This window comes from Kribbella sp. VKM Ac-2568, assembly GCF_004345365.1.
GTDB classification, from domain to species: Bacteria; Actinomycetota; Actinomycetes; order Propionibacteriales; family Kribbellaceae; genus Kribbella; species Kribbella orskensis.
Genome location: NZ_SLVF01000003.1, coordinates 116,798 through 131,282, shown reverse-complemented (window position 1 = coordinate 131,282; position 14,485 = coordinate 116,798). Strand labels below are relative to the sequence as shown.

Sequence of the window (14,485 nt, the reverse complement as noted above, 5' to 3'; positions counted from 1 at the left end):
GCTCACGGCTTGCCGGGGGTCTTGGTGCGTCCGGGCGGCGGCTCGGTGGGCTTACCATGCGCGGGTGTTCCGCTCGGCGTCACAGGTGTGACCGTCGGGGTGGTGCTCGGGCTGGTGCTGGTGCTGGTGCTGGTGGTCGGCGTCGTGCTGGTGCCGGTTGTCGGGGTGGCAGTGGGAGCCGAGGACGTAGGCCCGCTCGACGGCAGGTCACCAGGTGAGGGAGTGGTCGACTCTTCGGTGACCGGGCGCAGGGTCGTGTCCGAAGTACTGACCGGATCGCCGGGCTCGGGGGTTTCCGCCGGTTGCTGGGTGGTCTTGACCTTGGGAGCGGGCTGCTGCTTGCCGGCCTCCGGCAGCGGGATCAACGGCGTATCGACCTGTGGTCCGCCCAGCACGCTGCTGGCCAGCAGCACCAGATACCCGACCGCCGGGATGGCGACTACGAGCCCGAGTCGACGAATCTTGCGATGACGATGCCCGGACGAGTCCACGAAAACCGGCTTCCGGGCGGGGAAGGGCTTCACAAGCGCGGGATCCTACTCGCCCCAGAGCCCACCTCGCAGTCCGTTACACACAGTCAAAGCTCTTGCACCGAACGTGTTCCGGCCCCATGGCCACCACACCTCCTGCCGCCAGCTTCTCTGGCGCACCGTCCGATCTGCCATCGATTGCAGGGATCCGGCGCGCGCGATCGGGAAAACGCTTGGAACGTTACAAAGTTGCAGGTTGTGACATGACCGCGGAGTAGGTCTGGCGCATCCCCGATCCATGAACCACGCTCCTCTGCGCTCGGCCGCCCCCGAGTCGAAATGCCTTGGATCCGGGGTTCGGTGACTCACCGTGAGGCGCCCCGGGTAGCACGAAGGAGCCCCCCGCCCATGTCGCGCGTCCGCCGTGTTCTCGTCCCTCTGTCCGTCACCACCGCGCTGCTCTTGTCAGGCCTGCAGGTCCAGGCCTTCGCGGTCCCGGCGAAGCCGCCGAAACCATCGGCCGCCGCTGACCTGCAGGGCTGGCGCAGCCAGTCGAATCAACCGAACCCCGAGCTGAACTCCGTCCTGCCCGCCGGGGTCGCCAGCAACGAGCAGGCTCCGTCGCCCGTCAAGAGGGACGGCCGACGGGTGAAGGAGCTCACCGCCCGCAGGACGCCGACCAGCAAGGTGTTCCAGCTGGCAGACGGCCGGACGGAAGCGGAGCTGTCCAGCGAGCCGGTCAACTTCCAGGCCGCGGACGGCACGCTGCAGCCGATCGACACCACGGTGAAGGCCAGCCGGGCGGCAGGGTTCGGCCTCGCCAACGAGACCAACAGCTTCCGCAGCTTCTTCGGCAATCGGGCCGACCAGCTCGTCCGGTTCGACCTCGACGGCCGTGGACTGACCCTGGGCGCTCCGGACGGCTCGAAGGCTTTGTCGCCGAAGGTCTCCGGCGACACGGTCACCTACCCGGACGTGTTCGGCGATGCCGATCTGGTCTACCAGGTCGGGCCGGACCAGCTGAAGGAGAGCATCGTCCTGGCGTCGGCGCCGGCCGATCCGACGTACCGGTTCAGTCTGAAGCTGGCCGGCGTGAAGGCCGCGCAGCAGCCGGACGGCTCGATCGTGTTCTCCCCGCAGAGCGGGGTCGGCCGGCCGCTGTTCACGATGCCGCGGCCGTTCATGACCGATGCCCGCGACGACGCGGCGTCGCCGTACGGGAAGGCTTTCAGCGACAAGGTGACGCAGACCGTCACCCAGCGCGGAGCGAACATCGACATCACCGTGCGCGCGGACGCGGGCTGGCTGAACAGCGCCGACCGGCAGTTCCCGGTGGTGATCGACCCGACGATCGCGGTGGAGCCGGCGCCGGACCAGGCGCAGGACGCGATGGTCGACTCCGGCGCGCCGACCACCAACTACGGCGGCATCACCGGTCTGTACGCCGGTACGACCGCCTCGGCCAAGCGCCGGAGCCTGCTGAAGTTCGACATCTCGAGCGTGCCGCCGGGGACCACGGTCGACTCCGCGCAGCTCAAGCTCTACTTTGACCAGTCGTTCGAGACCAACGCGAACGCTGTCCAGTTGGAGGCCCGCCTGGGTGCTTCGGCCTGGACCGAGTCGACGGTGAACTGGAACTCGACCGTCAACACCACCCTGGGCAGCCTGAGCTACAACATGGCGTACGTCGACGACAGCCACACCACCAAGACCTCGATGGTCGGCGCCTGGCTCTCCGGCACGTCGGCCCTCGCGGACGGCGGCGGGTACAAGTACCAGAACGACGCGGCCACCGGTTCGTCGTTCACCTGGATGCCCGACGTCACCGAGACCGGCTCCTACGACGTCTATGCGGGATATCTGCAGGGCGCCGATCGCGCGACAAACACGCCGTACAGCGTCCTGCACGGCGGGGGAACGTCGAACTACACGGTCGATCAGACGCAAGGAACTGGGAATGTTCTGAAGGCCCTCGGCTCGCTGCCGTTCAACGTGGGCGGCGGCTACCGGATCACGATGGGCGACGTCGCGGGCAAGGTCACGACCGCCGACACGATGCGGCTGATCAAGCGCGCCTACGACACGAAGGATGCCGGCGAGAGCAGCGTGTGGCACGCGTTCAGCGTCCGCAACGCGGTGCAGTACTGGCTCGACGGCAACCCGAACAACGGCCTCGTGGTCAAGGCGACGGACGAGACCCTCGGACGGGGCGGACCGGTCTATCAGGCCAGCGAGTACGCGTACAACGGCTCGGACGTGCATCGGCACGCCAACCGTCCCAAGCTCGTCATCACCTACGGACGGCCCGGAGTCACCCTCAGCACGCCGACGACGATCGCCGCGACCGGCGCCACGCTGAACTGGAGCGCGTACGCAGACCCGAGCACCAGCACGGCCGACGACATCGTCGAGTACCAGGTACACCGCAGCATCTTCCAGAACTTCACGCCGACCGCCGACACCCTGGTCGCGCCGGTCGCGACCGGAACGACGACCTTCGTCGACACCAGTGCGGAGCCGACTCCGGCCGACGACACGTCGGACGAAGGCGACGGGTACTACTACCAGGTCGCGGTCAAGACGAAGGACGGCGGGCTGACACCGTCGGCGACGCAACTCGCGCGCCTGCCGAAGGCCGGCCAGGTGGTGAAGTACTTCCAGAACGCGACCGACTCGACGTTGTCGAGCGTCCAGTTCGCGACGAATCTGGACAAGATCGAGGGCAAGGCCTGGCTCGAGGTCGGCAACAACGCGACGTACGGCAAGACCCGGGCCGTGGTGAACTTCGGGACGGTCAGCTCCTCCATCCCGGCAGGCTCCACGATCCTCGACGCCAAGCTCGGACTGTGGAAGGCGCACTACGAAGGAGGCGCGGCCCAGCTCAACGCCCACGCGTTGAACCAGACCTTCACCGAGTCATCGACGACGTGGCAGAAGATCAACTCGACCACCGCGTGGACCACTGCCGGCGGCTCCTTCGGCGCATCCCTGGACTACGTGCCGTCCGCGAACATGGGACCGGACCCGACCTGGCACTGGTGGCAGGCCAAGACGGCCGTGCAGAACTGGGTGAACACTCCCGGCAGTGAGCATGGCTTCCTGGTCAAGCAGGCCACGGAGACCACCACCGGACACGGGCTGTTCCTCAGCGCCGAGGCTGCCGAGCCGCTGCTCCGGCCGCTGCTGAAGGTCACCTACCTGACGAAGACCCCGGAGTCGGCGTACCACGCGCCGAAGACGCCGCAGCGGCAGCAGCCCGCGGCGCAGTACCCGGTCGACGTGACGGTCACGAACACGCAGGCGTTCGCGCTGAAATCGTCGGACTACGCGCTGTCGTACCACTGGACGCTCCCGGACGGCACCGAGGTGACCTCCGCGGCGAACCGTCTGGACACCGCGCTGCCGGCCGACCTCGCGCCCGGTGCTGCGGTCAAGGTGAGCGCCCAGGTGAAGAGCCCGGTCGCCGGTGATCCGAGCAACAAGCGGGAGGACTTCGTCCTCGAGTGGGACCTGCGCAACAAGGTGACAGGTGCCTGGCTATCGAAGACCACCGGCGGGGTCGGCACGCTCGACCAGAACGCCGCCGTCGAGGACCCGACGTCGGACCAGTTGGGGCTGGAGAAGTTCTACCAGTACGCCGGGAAGAACACCGGCGCCGGCTCGTCGGCGATGGTGAACCTGGCCACCGGAAACGTTGCCTTCGGCTACAACGCGCTGTCGAACCCGAGTCGTGGCGCGTCCACGTTCGTGCGGATGACCTACAACAGCCTGGACACGTCGGCGTCCTCGATGGGCTTCGGCTGGTCGTTGTCGACCTCCACGTTGAACCGCCTCGGGTCGGCGCTCGATTTCCACCCGCGGGGTCAGAAGTGGCCGACCGACATCACTCTGACCGACGGGGACGGCACCAGTCACACTTTCGCGCTGAATAAGCACGGCACGACCGATGAGACCAAGTGGGACTACGACCACCCCAAGGGCGTGCATCTGTACCTGCAGAAGGTTGCGGACCCGCCGGACAACAAGACCTCGGTGAACCGTGCCTGGGTGTTGACCCGGCCGGACCGCACCCAGTTCTTCTTCGACGACCAGGGTTTCCAGTCGGTGATCAAGGACAAGAACGGCAACGAGACGCGCTTCACCTACGAGGAGCGCAAGAGTGCCAACAAGCCGGTCAAGTTCCTGGACTACATCACCGACGCGGCCGGGCGCCGTACGCTCACGCTCGACTACTTCGAGAAGGGCCAGGCGTACAGCTACATCAACGACGCAGGCGTAAAGGCGGCCGCGACGAACCTGACGAACCCGAAGATCATCGACCAGGTCGAGTCCATCACCGACATCTCGGGCCGGAAGGTGACGTTCACCTACTCCGACAAGGGCCTGATGGCCGAGATGGTGGACGGCGCCGGAACGACCGCGGCGAAGACGTTCAAGTTCGTCTATGACGCCACCAACACCAACAAGAACACCAAGCTGGTCCGGATCACCGACCCGCGGGGCAAGTCCACCAACCTGTCGTACTTCGAGGCGACCACCGATCCCAAGGACAAGTGGAAGCTCGAGAAGCTGACCGACCGGCTCGGCAAGACGACGACGTTCGGCTACGTCCCCGCCGCCGGATCGACCGTGGAGACCACAGTCACTGATGCGACGCCGCGCGCCACGAAGTACGTGACCGACAGCTTCGGGCGGCCCGTCCAGACGACCAATGCCAAGAACGAGACCACCAAGCTCAGCTGGGACGACGACCACAACGTCACCCAGTTGGAGGAAGCCAACGGAGCCCGTAGCACTTGGACCTATGACCCGAAGACCGGCTTTCCGCTGACGATCAAGGATGCCGAGGCCAACGCCAACGGGACGCCTGGCACGGTCCTGAGTTACAACGTCGGCGGCAACGGTTTCTACGGCGAGCTGATCCGCAAGGTCAGCCCCGAGGGACGAACCTGGACCTTCGGCTACGACCCGCTCGGCAACCTCACCTCGGTGACCGACCCCAAGGGCAACGCCACCGCGACGGCCGACGACTACGTCACGAAGTACACCTACGACCCGCTCGGTCAGCTCAAGACCTCGACCGACGCCAACAACAACACGACGACGTACTCGCTGTACCACGACACGGGCTACCCGACGAAGATCACCGACCCGCTGACGAAGTCGACTGACTTCACCTATGACGTCCGCGGCAATGTACTGACTGTTACCGACGCCAAGATCAAGACGAGCACCTACACCTACGACCTGTTCGGCAGGCCGCTGACCAGCAAGGTTCCGAAGGACCAGCAGGCGAACCTCTACATCACCACGCCGGCGCCGTTGTACGACGCCAACGACAACGTCACGCAGGCGACCGCCCCGAACGGCGCGATCAGCACCAACGCCTACGACGACGCGGACCAGTTGATCTCGTCGAAGGCGCCGAAGGATCTGACGACGGACCCGGACCGCGAGACGAAGTACGAGTACGACGTCGTCGGCAACCTGCTCCGGCAGACCGAGCCCAAGGGATCGCTCACCCCGGACACGACGGACTTCGTCACCTCCTACTCCTACGACCCGGTGTACCAGCTTCTGTCGGTCACGAACGCGCAGAACGACAAGATCAGCTACTCCTACGACAACGTCGGCAACGTCGTGACGGTGGTCGACCCGCGCAAGTCCAAGTCGACCGACCCGGACGACTTCACTTCGAAGTCCACCTACGACAAGGCGCACCGCCCGAAGACGGCGACCGATGCCCTGGGCAAGAGCACCTCGACGGAGTACGACCGCGACGGCAACGTGATCAGTACGACGGATGCGGATGGCAACAAGACACTGGTCACGCTGGATGAGCGGGGCAAGGCGATCCAGGTCAAGGCTCCGCACACCAAGGATGCCTCCGGCAACGTGGTGTACCGGACCACGCAGGTGGAGTACGACCAGGTCGGCAACCAGACCAAGGTGATCAGTCCGCGCGGGGTCGAGACGACCGACGATCCGGACGACTTCGCCCAGGTCACCGTGTACGACGCGCTGAACCGGCCGAAGGAGAAGGTGTCGCCCTACGACAAGGACGACGCGCGGTACAACACGCCGGACAAGACGGTGATGACGTACGACGAGATCGGCAACGTGACCAAGGTCAGCGCCCCGGCCTCCGAGGGGCAGACGGTCCGCAACGACACGTCGTACAGCTACTTCGACAACGGCTGGGTGAAGTCCAGCACGGACCCGTGGGACATCGCCGCGACCTACGGCTACAACGATCTCGGTCAGCAGACCGCTCGGACGCTGACGAGCGCGGGCGGTTCGTCCTCTCGCACGATGGCGTGGAACTTCTTTCCCGATGGGAAGCTGAAGTCCCGCAGCGACGACGGCGTACCGGTCGGGTTGGACGTGTCGCTGGTGGACAACTCCGACACCGGTGATGTGGACGTCGCCGGCACGTGGGCGTTGTCATCGAGTGGTACTGGCTTCCAGGGGACGAATTACCGGACGCATGCTGCGGCGACCGGGAGCACGGACAAGTACACGTGGAAGTTGAACGTGCCGGCCGACGGCAAGTACACCGTCTACGTCCGGTACCCGGCCGTGGCTGGGGCGTCCACCGCGGCGCCGTACTCGGTCAGTACTGGCGGTGCTCCTGTCAGCAAGTCGGTCAACCAGACGACAGGCGCTGGTACCTGGGTGGGCCTTGGCCAATACACCTTCGCGGAGGAGACCACGGGCTCGGTGTCCCTCGCTCCGGCCACCACTGGCACGGTTGCCGCTGACGCGGTGAAGGTGGTCCGGGACAACACGGGTGAGGCGGACGCGGAGAAGAAGGACTTCACTTACACCTACGACACCAACGGCAACCTGCTGCAGATCACTGACACGCAGCCGGGCGCCAAGGTCAGCGACTACCTCGTCAGTTACAGCGGGCTGAACCAGGTGGCGAAGGTCGAGGAGAAGAAGGGCACCGCGCTGCTCAAGACCACGACGTACACCTACAACGAGAACGGCGCGCCGGTCACCCGGTCCTTTGACGATGCGGCGAACAAGGACGACCAGTTCTCGTCGTACACCTACGATGTCCGGGACCTGGTCGACGAGGTGAAGAACGGCAAGTCGTCCACGGACACCGCGCCGAAGATCGCGGGCTACACCCACACGGCCCGCGGTGAGACCGATGTGGAGACCAAGGCCAACGGCAACACCGTCGACTCCGACTACTACCTCGACGGACTGGTCTCGTCCCAGATCGAGAAGAAGTCCAACGGCACGCTGGTCTCGCAGCACGCGATGGAGTATTCGCCCAACGGTGACCGGATCAAGGACACCGCGAAGGTTCAGAACGCCGACAACCACGCGGCGTATCTGGAGAACGTATTCGCCTACACCTTCGACCCACTCGACCGGATCGCGAAGGTGGAGAAGAAGGACGCGGCCGGGGCGACCGTGCTGTCGACGGAGTCGTATACGCACGACCCGGCCGGCAACGTGGTCGCGCAGACGGTGGCCGGTCAGTCGACGAGCTACTCCTACGACCGCAACCGCCTGCTGACCGCGACCACCGGAGGCTCGACGGCGTCGTACACGTATGACCCGTTCGGTCGGCTGTCGCAGGTGTCGGCCGGCGGCAAGGTGATCGAGCGCAACACCTACGACGGCTACGACCGCATTATCAAGCACCGCCAACTGCAGGACGACGGCACCACCAAGACGACCGACACCAGCTTTGACGCCCTGGACCGCACCAGTTCGAAGGTCGAAGGCACCAAGACAACTAACTATTCCTACCTCGGCCTGTCCGGTGAGGTGCTGTCGGAAGAGGTAGCCGGCCAAGTCACCGCGTCCTACCAGTACTCGCCCTGGGGTTCGCGGCTGTCGCAGGTGAAGTTCAAGACCGACGGCACCACTGAGGACTCCTACTACGGCTACAACCCGCACAGCGACGTCGAGACGCTGACCTCCGAGGGCGGCGACACCCGCTCCACCTACGGCTACACCGCCTACGGCAAGAACGACGACGACCGCTTCACCGGTGCAGACAAGCCCGAAGCCCAAAACCCGGGCAAGGAGCCTTACAACGTCTACCGCTTCAACGCCAAACGCTGGGACCAGTCCTCCGAGTCCTACGACATGGGCTTCCGCGACTACTCCCCAGGCCTGAACCGCTTCCTCACCCGCGACGCCTACACCGGCGCCACGGCCGACCTCAACCTCGGCACCGACCCCTGGACCAGCAACCGCTACGCCTTCGCCGGCGGCAACCCCATCACCGGCGTAGAAATCGACGGCCACTACGCCATCGAGAAAGCCAGCGATCGGTTCGAACCCCACGAGACGCCGACGATCACATCACCGACCACGACCGGTGGCAGCACCACTCCGGTTCCGAACAATGTTGGTCAAGAGATCAACCAATCGATGGGCCTTCCGGCAGGAGCGAGCCCACAGCAACAGGCCATCATGATGGCCCAGATGGGCATCAACCCAACCATCGTCGGGTTCAAGCTCGGAGCCGAAGAGGCCGACAGAGCCGGCGTGGACGAAGCCATCGAACTGTTCGCCGATCTCTCAGGCACCACGGATGCCGCAGACTGTGCCTACGAGCACGACGCCAGGGCCTGCGGCATGACCGGAATGATGCTTTTCCCGTTTGGCAAGCTCGGAAAACTCGCCAAGGCGCTCCAAGCCCTCAAATACGCGGACGAAGCCGCCGGGGCCCATCGGCTGATCGGCGCGAACCGCGCGCACATCGACCCGAGGAAGCTCACCGAGTACGCCCTCAACCCCAACCATCCCGTCGGTGGTAACAAGGCGCGCGTGTTCGAGTCAGCCCTGGGTTTCAATCGTTCTAACGCCGACGACCTCATGGCTCAACTTCGTCAGGGAGTCATGGAGAACACCCCCATTCCTGGAAATGTCGATAAGTGGGGTACTCGGTTCACAGTGGACATTCCTGTCACGGGACCCGCTGGGTCTGGCGTCGTTCGGACTGGCTGGATCTACACGCCGGGATCGACCACTCCAAGTCTGAATACCCTGATGGTGCGATGACCGAGCACATCGAGCAGTTCGACACGGTGAGGATCCCCGCAGGGCTTCCGGAGCATGGCGTGCCAGAAGGCGCCCTGGCGGTCGTTCTAGAGGTGCACCGCGATCCGTACTTGGCGTACGAGATTGAGGTCGTCGACGCCGGCGGCCGGACCCTCTTTGCGGGGGCTGTTGATCCGGCCTGGGTCGAGCTCGTCGAGCACTCTGGCGACGGAGAGCGTTGAATGCGCGCGGCCAACTCGAGGAGCCTGCCGTGGTTCCTCCTGATCCGCCGCTTGGTGGTGGTGGTGGTGGTGCTGGTCCAGCCTGATCGTCGGCGGGGCCAGCCCCCTGCATGGTCTGACTGCGTCCGCCGCCCCGCTCTCCGCCGCGCAGATCTACGCCTACGACAGCCAGCACCTCCCCGTCGTTATATGCGACCACTACGACCGAGCGTAAGCCGCCCGGTTACCACCACACGCGGACCGCCAACGACGCCGTCGACCACCGGCCGCGCGGCGCGTTGGCGAGCGTGGATGAAGCTGCACCATTCCTCGGCGTCTCTCCCTATAACGTGCCGGCCGACGGGAAGTACACCGTCTACGTCCGGTACCCGGCCGTGACGGGGGCGTCCACCGCGGCGCCGTACTCGGTCAGTACTGGCGGTGCTCCTGTCAGCAAGCCGGTCAACCAGACGACAGGCGCTGGTACCTGGGTGAGCGTCGGCCAATACACCTTCGCCGAGGCGACCACAGGCTCAGTCTCGCTGACACCGGCCACCACCGGGACGGTTGTCGCCGACGCGGTGAAGGTGGTCCGGGACAACACGGGTGAGGCGGACGCGGAGAAGAAGGACTTCACTTACACCTACGACACCAACGGCAACCTGCTGCAGATCACTGACACGCAGCCGGGCGCCAAGGTCAGCGACTACCTCGTCAGTTACAGCGGGCTGAACCAGGTGGCGAAGGTCGAGGAGAAGAAGGGCACCGCGCTGCTCAAGACCACGACGTACACCTACAACGAGAACGGCGCGCCGGTCACCCGGTCCTTTGACGATGCGGCGAACAAGGACGACCAGTTCTCGTCGTACACCTACGATGTCCGGGACCTGGTCGACGAGGTGAAGAACGGCAAGTCGTCCACGGACACCGCGCCGAAGATCGCGGGCTACACCCACACGGCCCGCGGTGAGACCGATGTGGAGACCAAGGCCAACGGCAACACCGTCGACTCCGACTACTACCTCGACGGACTGGTCTCGTCCCAGATCGAGAAGAAGTCCAACGGCACGCTGGTCTCGCAGCACGCGATGGAGTATTCGCCCAACGGTGACCGGATCAAGGACACCGCGAAGGTTCAGAACGCCGACAACCACGCGGCGTATCTGGAGAACGTATTCGCCTACACCTTCGACCCACTCGACCGGATCGCGAAGGTGGAGAAGAAGGACGCGGCCGGGGCGACCGTGCTGTCGACGGAGTCGTATACGCACGACCCGGCCGGCAACGTGGTCGCGCAGACGGTGGCCGGTCAGTCGACGAGCTACTCCTACGACCGCAACCGCCTGCTGACCGCGACCACCGGAGGCTCGACGGCGTCGTACACGTATGACCCGTTCGGTCGGCTGTCGCAGGTGTCGGCCGGCGGCAAGGTGATCGAGCGCAACACCTACGACGGCTACGACCGCATTATCAAGCACCGCCAACTGCAGGACGACGGCACCACCAAGACGACCGACACCAGCTTTGACGCCCTGGACCGCACCAGTTCGAAGGTCGAAGGCACCAAGACAACTAACTATTCCTACCTCGGCCTGTCCGGTGAGGTGCTGTCGGAAGAGGTAGCCGGCCAAGTCACCGCGTCCTACCAGTACTCGCCCTGGGGTTCGCGGCTGTCGCAGGTGAAGTTCAAGACCGACGGCACCACTGAGGACTCCTACTACGGCTACAACCCGCACAGCGACGTCGAGACGCTGACCTCCGAGGGCGGCGACACCCGCTCCACCTACGGCTACACCGCCTACGGCAAGAACGACGACGACCGCTTCACCGGTGCAGACAAGCCCGAAGCCCAAAACCCGGGCAAGGAGCCTTACAACGTCTACCGCTTCAACGCCAAACGCTGGGACCAGTCCTCCGAGTCCTACGACATGGGCTTCCGCGACTACTCCCCAGGCCTGAACCGCTTCCTCACCCGCGACGCCTACAACGGCGCCACGGCCGACCTCAACCTTGGTCCCGACCCCTGGACCAGCAACCGCTACGCCTTCGCCGGCGGCAACCCCATCACCGGCATCGAACTCGACGGCCACTGTTTCGTGGCCGAAGACGAGTCGAGATGCGGCATGGAAGCGCACCGAACCGCCGGCAGCGGATCGACTGCTACCACCGGTCAGACCTCGCAAACAGAGCCTGATCAGTCGCCGGCAGATTGGCTACAGGATCACCCAGACTCTGGCGGGGACATCGACATCAATCGCGAGGCGTTCGGCAATGTCTTGAAAGACATTGGCTGGATGGGGCTCGGCGCGGTGGTCGCCGCCGCGGGCGGTAGTCTCACGGGTGGTGGCGTGACCGTTTGCGGCACCGGCCTTCTGTGTCCGGCAGGGGCAGTCGCCGTGGTCGGCGGAGTCGCCATCAGCGCAGCCGGCACAGCAGTTGCCTCGACCGGCGCGAGTCGCTTCGGGAACGACTGGGGTCGACTCTTCAACGAGACCAGCGGTTCGGCCTCGTCTGGTGCCTCGATCGATCCCTCGATCGGATCGATCCGGCCCTCGGAGCAAGCAACTGTCGGCCGTCTGGCCGGACGCTCCGAGTACTCGGGGCGAACGTTCTCCGCCAGCCCGCACGAAGGTGCCGACTTCCTCGACGATCTCGGCAGAACCTATGATGCGATGGGTGATGGCACAAAGGCTGTCTACTTCAAGGAAACTGACTTCCTTCGATCGATTGATCATCACCTCCGTAAGGGAAATGACTTCACGGTGATAGATATGACTGGTTACGCGCCCCCTCAGGTTGAATTGGTTTCAAATTATGTAACCGACTTCCGACGGCGGTCCAGCAGCAAATAGTGAGGGTGGGGTTCTGATGTCGGGGGGAATCTCATTTGACTCGCGCCACAGCTGGATGGTCTCCGGGTGGATCTTCGAGGCGCTGGTGGAGGAGGCCTCTGTCCATGCCGGCCCTCGCTCTGATGTGACGTACTGGCTGCAGGTCGGGCTTGCCAACAATCTCGTGGTACTTGAGCTGCGGGAACAGCAGTTGGCTGCTGACATGCTCGAGGCGCTGAGATCCGCTGCCGAGTCCGAGGTGTCCAAGATTTCGTCAGGGGAGCCAGCGGGGACCAAGGACGATCAGCTGTATCGCGGCGCGCTCCTGCGCCTTCTGGAGATGATCGAAACCTATCGGAACGGCTCGGCCGGAGGATCGTGAATGCTGGGCGTTGTGCGGGTGTGAGGTGGCGCCGGCACGTCGCGCGACGTACGGGCCAGCGACAGGACCGATTCCCGAGGTTCACCTCCTGTTCCAGTGATCAACGAGACCTGGAACTTCAAGGTGAGGGGAACCCCCGATCCGGCAGCGTCAACCCGAACACGCGGATACAACCCGGTAGTCTTCATCACCTGGAAGGTGCTCCTCGGCTCCGCACGACATGGTCCTAGACAAACACATCGTCGATGGTCAGGAGCATCTTTCAGTTCACCAACACAGCATCAGCACCAACAGCCGTGAAAGCACCGGGCTAGGGAGATCGACACGTTCGTAGGAACTCTCCTACTCACTGGGCCTGTGTTCTACCTACTCCGGTTTGTCCTGTTAACTGATTCTTCGAACCGATTGCGAGCTTCGTCAGGCCCGAGTTGGGTCAATCGGGTTAGTGCCTTGGGATCGGGCGATCCAGTGCGTCGAGGATCGCCTGTTGGTCGGGGCTGAGGGCGGGCGGGATCGTGGTGATGACGCTATTGATCTCGACGGTGGCTGAGCGAAGTGGCTTGAGGGTGCGCAGGAACCGTCGCAGCGATAGGCCGGTTCGGTTCTGCACGGTGCGGGACACTGCCAGCGCGGTGAACACGATGGTCAGGTGGGCCTCGATCGCGTCGCGGGTGCGGGCGAACATCGGCCGTGCACGCAGGTCGGTCTTGGACATCCGGAACGACTGCTCGACGTGGTTGAGTCGGCCTGGGGCGCGGTGTCGCGATTTCTCGCGGTCCGTTTCCCCAGGCCGCTCGCCGAACCCGCCGTGCGGCTCTCACCGCAACGGGCTCTCCATGGTCTCTGCCATCGGGCTGGTTCAGGCAGCGTCGGCCCAGGGGCTGGGGATGGTGTTGCCCCGGTAGCGATACCGACGGATCGGGATCGTGGCGGGGTTGAACAGTTCGATCCCGTCCGCGCTGATTGAGCGCCACCGTCCGGTGGGGTCGGTGAGCCAGCGACGGACGTCCTTCCACCTCCAGCGGTGCCGGGTTCGCATCATCCGCGCGATCCGCCACCAGGTGAACCGGTGGAGGTGTTCGAAGGCGCGTTGCGCGATGGCGTGCTTGAAGTAGTTGGACCAGCCGCGCGTGATCTGGTTGATCCGGATCAGCAGGGCCTGTAGGTCCCACTGCGACGTTCTGGGGGTCAGGGCACGAATCTTCGCCTCCATGGACCGCAACGGGGCCGGTCGGCGATGAAGGTGTAGACGTGCCACTTGCTGGCTCCTTGTTTGCGGCGCCACTGGATGTGGAACCCGAGGAAGTCGAGCCCCTCGCCCATGTGCACTATCCGGGTCTTCTCCTCCGAGAGGTTCAGACCGATTGGTGCGAGCACATCGGCGATCTGTTCGCGCAAGCCCTCGACGTGATCACGCTCACCGTTCACCAACACGACAAAGTCATCGGCATACCGGACGACTCGCCAGTTCGGTTCGCGGTGTCGGACCCGTTTTGCGCGTTGGACTTTGGTCGACATCCCTCCACTCGACAAGGCGGGTGCTTGGGGTAGGACGACCTTCTATCGTGG

General features: G+C 64.7%; 7 protein-coding genes and 1 pseudogene. 4 read left to right on the top strand and 4 right to left on the bottom strand.

Going from position 1 to position 14,485, the window contains the following annotated elements; translation table 11 throughout:
• Positions 1 to 2 precede the first annotated feature (2 nt).
• Positions 3 to 524, bottom strand: coding sequence for a hypothetical protein (locus tag EV648_RS08010; protein WP_132287067.1), 522 nt, complete (start codon positions 522 to 524; stop codon positions 3 to 5).
• Positions 525 to 878: 354 nt separating this feature from the next.
• Between EV648_RS08010 and EV648_RS08005 the strand changes: the two genes are divergently transcribed.
• The 4 genes from EV648_RS08005 to EV648_RS07990 all read left to right on the top strand — a co-directional run bounded on the left by EV648_RS08005 (position 879) and on the right by EV648_RS07990 (position 12,916).
• A complete protein-coding gene (locus EV648_RS08005; RefSeq protein WP_241994963.1) occupies positions 879 to 9,503 on the top strand; it encodes a DNRLRE domain-containing protein in 8,625 nt (2,874 codons plus the stop codon).
• Entirely contained in the window at positions 9,500 to 9,724 is a 225-nt protein-coding gene (locus EV648_RS08000) for a DUF4926 domain-containing protein (protein WP_132287064.1), read from the top strand. Before EV648_RS08005 ends, EV648_RS08000 begins: the two co-directional genes overlap by 4 nt.
• A gap of 287 nt (positions 9,725 to 10,011) precedes the next feature.
• Positions 10,012 to 12,555, top strand: coding sequence for an RHS repeat-associated core domain-containing protein (locus tag EV648_RS07995; protein ID WP_241994962.1), 2,544 nt, complete (start codon positions 10,012 to 10,014; stop codon positions 12,553 to 12,555).
• 16 nt (positions 12,556 to 12,571) lie between these two features.
• Positions 12,572 to 12,916, top strand: a complete 345-nt coding sequence (locus EV648_RS07990) for a hypothetical protein (protein ID WP_132287061.1) — start codon at positions 12,572 to 12,574, stop codon at positions 12,914 to 12,916.
• Positions 12,917 to 13,358: 442 nt separating this feature from the next.
• Here the strand turns inward: EV648_RS07990 and EV648_RS07985 are convergent.
• From EV648_RS07985 to EV648_RS43080, 3 genes and pseudogenes are all read right to left on the bottom strand, one after another.
• Positions 13,359 to 13,652: pseudogene (locus EV648_RS07985) on the bottom strand (IS1634 family transposase); the annotation flags it as partial.
• Positions 13,653 to 13,775: 123 nt separating this feature from the next.
• Positions 13,776 to 14,129: a group II intron maturase-specific domain-containing protein gene (locus EV648_RS43085; protein WP_199234491.1), complete on the bottom strand. Its 354-nt coding sequence runs from the start codon at positions 14,127 to 14,129 to the stop codon at positions 13,776 to 13,778.
• Positions 14,105 to 14,434 (bottom strand): reverse transcriptase domain-containing protein, encoded by a 330-nt coding sequence (locus EV648_RS43080; protein WP_199234490.1) that lies wholly within the window; start codon positions 14,432 to 14,434, stop codon positions 14,105 to 14,107. Before EV648_RS43080 ends, EV648_RS43085 begins: the two co-directional genes overlap by 25 nt.
• Positions 14,435 to 14,485: the final 51 nt, after the last annotated feature.

Excerpts from the sequence above, each read along its gene's own strand:
- EV648_RS08005 (WP_241994963.1), top strand. The coding sequence starts at position 879 with ATGTCGCGCGTCCGCCGTGTTCTCGTCCCTCTGTCCGTCACCACCGCG.
- EV648_RS43080 (WP_199234490.1), bottom strand. The coding sequence starts at position 14,434 with ATGTCGACCAAAGTCCAACGCGCAAAACGGGTCCGACACCGCGAACCG.
- EV648_RS08000 (WP_132287064.1), top strand. The coding sequence starts at position 9,500 with ATGACCGAGCACATCGAGCAGTTCGACACGGTGAGGATCCCCGCAGGG.
- EV648_RS43085 (WP_199234491.1), bottom strand. The coding sequence starts at position 14,129 with ATGGAGGCGAAGATTCGTGCCCTGACCCCCAGAACGTCGCAGTGGGAC.
- EV648_RS07990 (WP_132287061.1), top strand. The coding sequence starts at position 12,572 with ATGTCGGGGGGAATCTCATTTGACTCGCGCCACAGCTGGATGGTCTCC.